The following is a 5,274-nucleotide window of genomic DNA, read 5'->3' as shown; positions in this document are numbered from 1 at the left end:
ATACTAAACGTCGGGACATATAAACAGTTATAAGGTTGGTCAGGGTTGACCTATTAGATTCAGTCAGGGGACTGAAGACCTTACTAGGCGGTTATTTCAGGTATTTCAACCTTATTTCATGCCTAAACGTTTCGCACGATTATTTTCAGTATAGTCTTTTCTCTGAAATCGATTCTTATCTGACAACTCTTTCCCTTTAAGGCATTCCCATAAAAAAGAGGGTAGTTATGGTTAACTACCCCAAAAAATTCTGCTAGATCGGTGCTATTAAGCGATCGCTTAATTGTCCAGCTACTAGACAGCCACAACTTTTTTGCTGACTTGGGTTAATTGCCCTTTAGCATATTTGGCTGCGTAATCATCGAGGGACATTTGTTTGATTTTGCTGGCGTTACCGGCGGTACCAAATTGTTGATAGCGATCGGCACAAACTTTCTGCATATAGGTGATCGAGGGTTTCAGGAAGAAACGGGGATCAAACTCTTTCGGGTTGCTGAATAGCGCTTCCCGAACCGCAGCGGTAATGGCTAAACGGCAGTCGGTGTCGATATTGATTTTACGCACACCACTCTTGATGCCTTTTTGGATTTCTTCCACGGGAACACCGTAGGTTTCAGGGATAGCGCCACCGAATTGGTTGATTAATTCGAGGAGATCTTCGGGAACCGAGGAAGAACCGTGCATGACCAAGTGGGTATTGGGTAAGCGGTTATGAATTTCTTCAATGCGGCTAATAGCGAGAATTTCGCCGGTGGGTTTGCGGGTAAATTTGTAAGCACCGTGGCTAGTACCAATGGCTACTGCTAAAGCATCTACTTGGGTTCTTTCGACGAAATCCACCGCTTCATCGGGATCGGTTAACAGCATCGAGTGATCTAATTCTCCCTCAAAACCGTGGCCGTCTTCCGCTTCTCCTTTACCAGTTTCTAGGGAACCTAAACAACCGAGTTCTCCTTCCACACTAGCACCGATCGAGTGGGCAACTTTTACCACTTCAGCAGTAACGTTAACGTTGTACTCGTAGGTGGCGGGAGTTTTAGCATCCGCTTCTAAGGAACCATCCATCATAACACTGGTGAAACCGTTACGGATAGCCGAGTAGCAGGTGGCGGGTTCATTACCGTGATCTTGGTGCATCACGATGGGGATATGAGGATAGGTTTCCACCGCGGCGGTGATCAGGTGACGCAGGAAGTTTTCGCCTGCATATTTGCGCGCACCGCGAGAAGCTTGTAGGATAACGGGGCTATCGGTGGCTGCCGCCGCTTGCATGATCGCTTGGATCTGCTCCATATTATTTACGTTAAAAGCGGGGATGCCATATCCGTTCTCAGCCGCGTGATCCAACAATAACCGCATGGGGACGAGTGCCATATCCTTTACTCCTTAATCTATTTCTTGTTTTTTGTCTCTTTAAATTCAAGAAAGTTAATTCTCTTACCTGTTAATCTTAAGATAGTTTTTACACTTTGACGATCCCCAAAAAAAATTTTTTCGGGTTTCGTCCTAAGATGACCACAATCTCCGTCGCGGTGGTCCGCTAAGTAGTTCGTGTGTATCAAATAGCAGCTGGGGAATTGGCAATTTTTCTGGGCAGCGAGGTAAACAATCACCACATTCAGTACAATTATTCGCCTTGCGTCCGGGGAACCAATGACCGGCATTTTCCAGCATTCGATAGCGATACTGGCCAAAATCGGTCATTTCGTAAGCTACTGCCAGATTCCGCAGTCTCAACACTTCAGGGATATTAATATTTTCGGGACAGGGTAAACATTGATAACATTGGCTACATAAATCTGTGGCCAATTTATCGGTTAAGTGTGCCTCTAAACGGTTAAAAACGGCAATTTCTGCCGCATCTAAGGGCTGATCTCGTTCGGATACGTTAATAATTGCTTCTAATTCCTCTGGTATCGCTGCCCCGACGCTGAGGGTAGTAATGCGCGGATCGCTCAATAAAAAGCGATAATTTAGCTCTAGGGGTGAAAAAGGGGCGCATAATTCCTCTAGCTTTTTCGGAGGTCTGTGGAGACTACCTCCCTTATCAGCAGGGGAGATAATAAACACACCCATGTCCTTTGCTTTGGCCAAAGCGATCGCTGGTTGCTGTCTTTGCCAAAAAAAATAGTAATGGATATTGACAAAAGCGAAGAAATCTGTATTGATCGTCTCCAGAATAATTTCTAGGGGTGCATGGGTAGAAAAGCCAACATGACCGATTTTTCCAGCTTCTTGGGCCATAAAAACGGCTTTCATGCAGCCTTGCGGGTCTTTAATCCAGTTTAAATGCTCGCGGGTGTTAATACCGTGAATTGCTAGACAATCGAGGTAATTTAATTGTAATCGTTCTCGGGATTCGGCGATCGCTTTTTCCATAGTTTGGCGATCGGGAGTGGGGACTAATTTCGTGGTCACATAAACTTGCTCCCGCACCCCTTGACGCTGCAGGTAGCGACCGAGAAAAACTTCGCTATTACCGTAACCTCTGGCTGTTTCTAGGTGATTAATCCCCAATTCTAGGGCGCGATCGACTGTTGCAGTAAACACCGACTCTGAGGACAAACAGCGCATTGTCCCCAGGGAAAACAGCGAAAATTGCCAATTAGTACGGCCAAATCGTCGATAACGCATTGATTCAGTTATCAGTTATCAGTTATCAGTTATCAGTTATCAATTATCAATTATCAGTTATCAGTTGTCAGTTAGAAGGTATTGGGGGATGGGGTGTGGGGGTGATGGGGTGATGGGGAAATGGGGTGATGGGGAAATGGGGTGATGGGGAAATGGGGAAATGGGGAAATGGAGAGAATAAATAAAAATAATCTCCTGACTACTGACTCCTATCTCCTGACTCCTATCTCCTGAATCCTGTCTCCTGTCTCCTATCTCCTATATCTCCTGAATGTTCACTGATCACTAAAATCACCGTGACGTTGGATCAGGTCTGAGGGGCTAAGATTGGAGACGAAATTGCGAAAAGCTTGACGTTCCTGCTCATCCGCGTCACGATCAACGGGAATAGAAGCGGAAGCGATCACTTCTTCCATTACCCAGACGGGACTGTTGGTACGCAGGGCAATGGCGATCGCATCACTGGGACGACAATCGATTTCTTTTTTGACTTCGCCGCGCTGGAGACAGAGAACAGCATAAAAAGTATTATCTTGGAGAGAATGGATGATAATCTTTTCTAAATCCATGTCCCAAGCTTTAAAAATATTAGCGATCAAATCGTGGGTGAGAGGACGAGGGGGTCTTTGTTGTTCGAGGACGGTGATAATGGCCTTAGCCTGATCTTGTCCGATGTAGATAGGTAGGGCGCGACGCTCGGAACCATCCTTCAGCAGTACAATGGGACTGCGAGTGATAGCGTCTAGGGCAATTCCAGCGACTTTCATTTCGATCATGACTATGGCTTCTCCAAGATAGAGATTCAGCTAGGGAAGGAGTGGGAAAGCAACCTGAATAATATAGTGCTTCGTTACACTCACAGTATGCCCTAAGATGGCAGAGATTAGCCTCATCTTTATTGAAAAAAATACATCAGCTGCCGTCAGGAGGCAGTTATCAGTTATCAGTTATCAGTTCACTGAGAAAACTCCCCACACCCCACTCCCCCCGATGTCGGGGGGGTTGGGGGGGGTCACACCCCGCTTCCCCACTTCCCCACTTCCCCACTTCCCCACTTCCCCGCTTCCCCACTTCCCCACTAAATTACTTAATTTGTGCTACGATGATAGTTTTGGGATAAATTTAAATAGGAGCAGACTGTCTGTATGTCTCGTTATAGAGGACCGCGCTTGCGCGTTGTGCGTCGTTTAGGGGAATTACCGGGCTTAACCCGTAAAAATGCCCGTCGTGCCTATGCACCGGGGCAACATGGCCAGGCCCGCAAAAAACGTTCAGAATATGCCATTCGTCTAGAAGAAAAACAAAAACTGCGTTTTAACTACGGTGTCAGCGAGAAACAATTAGTTCGCTATGTCCGCAAAGCTCGCCGGGCTACTGGTTCCACCGGTCAAGTGCTGCTGCAACTCCTAGAAATGCGTCTGGATAATACCGTTTTCCGTCTCGGTATGGCCGGGACAATTCCGGGGGCGCGACAATTAGTCAATCACGGTCACGTCACCGTTAACGGTAGAGTTGTGGATATTGCCAGTTATCAGTGCCGTCCGGGTGATGTGATTGGAGTTAGAAATCAAGAGCGTTCCCAGGATCTCGTCAAAAGAAATATGGAATACCCCGGTTTAGCCAACCTGCCGAGTCATTTGGAATTTGACAAAAACACCCTCGTGGGCAAAGTGAATGGCGTTGTGGAAAGAGAATGGATTGCCCTCTCGATTAATGAACTGTTAGTAGTGGAATACTACTCTCGGAAAGTCTAGGAAAAAAGCCTTTTCCAGATACCTTGAGGACGCAATTGGCAGCGTCCTTATTTTATTGGTTAAATTTAGTATTTTTGATTGTACATGGGGCTGGCTAACATCCGACTGCGAATGGCAGAACCTCAACTGGCTCCCCCTACTGATAACTCCCCTGAACAGTTACAGTTAAGAGAGTGGTCCGTTACCACCCACTTCTAAATGGGATATCATCAACATGAAAAATCAATTATCTCAGCTTTATGAAACTGATTTTAATTTGTGGCTTGAGCAAACCGTAAATCACTTAAAAAAGGGCCATTTAGCAGCCCTCGATTTAGATAACTTAATCGAAGAAATATCTGATATGGGACGTAATAATAGACGGGAGGTATTCAGTCGTTTAAAAGTTCTCTTGATGCACTTACTTAAATGGCAATATCAACCGGAAAAACGGACTAATAGCTGGGTAAATACCATTGATGAGCAAAGAGAACAATTAGAGCTTATTTTTAGGGATAGTCCTAGCTTAAAACCCTATTTAGCCGATATTTTCGCAGAATGTTATCAAAAAGCAGTGCGAGGGACGGTAAATGAAACTAATTTACCAAAAGAAACTTTTCCGGTTGATTGTCCTTTTAGCCAAGAACAGGTTTTAAATTGGGATTATTTTCCTGAAAATAGCTTTTGAAAAATGGATATAAGTAGGGAGGCACAATTATTTGTAGGATGGGTTAACGGTAGCATAACATGAGCGGGTGTTGGGTTTCATCTGACAGGGGGACAAGCAAGCTGAAAAGCTTATGTAGCATGGAATACAGACACAGACTCCAAAAAAAGATAAGTCATATTTACTATATATGACCTAAATAACGAAAATGATAAGTGAACTATACCGGAAAGTCTTAGA

6 protein-coding genes are annotated in these 5,274 nt (G+C 45.1%); 2 read left to right on the top strand and 4 right to left on the bottom strand.

Annotation, left to right across the window (positions count from 1 at the left end):
- Window positions 1–294 precede the first annotated feature (294 nt).
- From fba to O9324_RS24425, 4 genes are all read right to left on the bottom strand, one after another.
- Window positions 295–1,374: a class II fructose-bisphosphate aldolase gene (gene fba / locus O9324_RS24440; RefSeq protein ID WP_002744497.1), complete on the bottom strand. Its 1,080-nt coding sequence runs from the start codon at window positions 1,372–1,374 to the stop codon at window positions 295–297.
- Window positions 1,375–1,506: 132 nt separating this feature from the next.
- Window positions 1,507–2,634, bottom strand: a complete 1,128-nt coding sequence (locus O9324_RS24435) for an aldo/keto reductase (protein WP_002787755.1) — start codon at window positions 2,632–2,634, stop codon at window positions 1,507–1,509.
- A gap of 275 nt (window positions 2,635–2,909) precedes the next feature.
- Window positions 2,910–3,410 carry a bifunctional nuclease family protein gene (locus tag O9324_RS24430; protein WP_002767397.1) on the bottom strand — a complete coding sequence of 167 codons (501 nt, stop codon included), beginning with the start codon at window positions 3,408–3,410 and terminating at the stop codon, window positions 2,910–2,912.
- Between the two features lie 174 nt (window positions 3,411–3,584).
- Window positions 3,585–3,713 (bottom strand): hypothetical protein, encoded by a 129-nt coding sequence (locus O9324_RS24425; RefSeq protein WP_288141553.1) that lies wholly within the window; start codon window positions 3,711–3,713, stop codon window positions 3,585–3,587.
- A gap of 66 nt (window positions 3,714–3,779) precedes the next feature.
- Between O9324_RS24425 and rpsD the strand changes: the two genes are divergently transcribed.
- Together rpsD and O9324_RS24415 are read left to right on the top strand one after the other, a co-directional pair.
- Window positions 3,780–4,388, top strand: coding sequence for a 30S ribosomal protein S4 (gene rpsD, locus O9324_RS24420; RefSeq protein ID WP_002737433.1), 609 nt, complete (start codon window positions 3,780–3,782; stop codon window positions 4,386–4,388).
- A 214-nt stretch (window positions 4,389–4,602) separates the two neighbouring features.
- Entirely contained in the window at window positions 4,603–5,055 is a 453-nt protein-coding gene (locus O9324_RS24415; protein WP_287628099.1) for a DUF29 domain-containing protein, read from the top strand.
- Window positions 5,056–5,274 lie beyond the last annotated feature (219 nt).

The sequence above is a fragment of the Microcystis sp. LE19-84.1B genome (assembly GCF_027531875.1).
Lineage (GTDB): Bacteria > Cyanobacteriota > Cyanobacteriia > Cyanobacteriales > Microcystaceae > Microcystis > Microcystis panniformis.
Note: the sequence above shows the minus strand (reverse complement) of the source record. Positions and strands in the feature narration are given on the sequence as shown.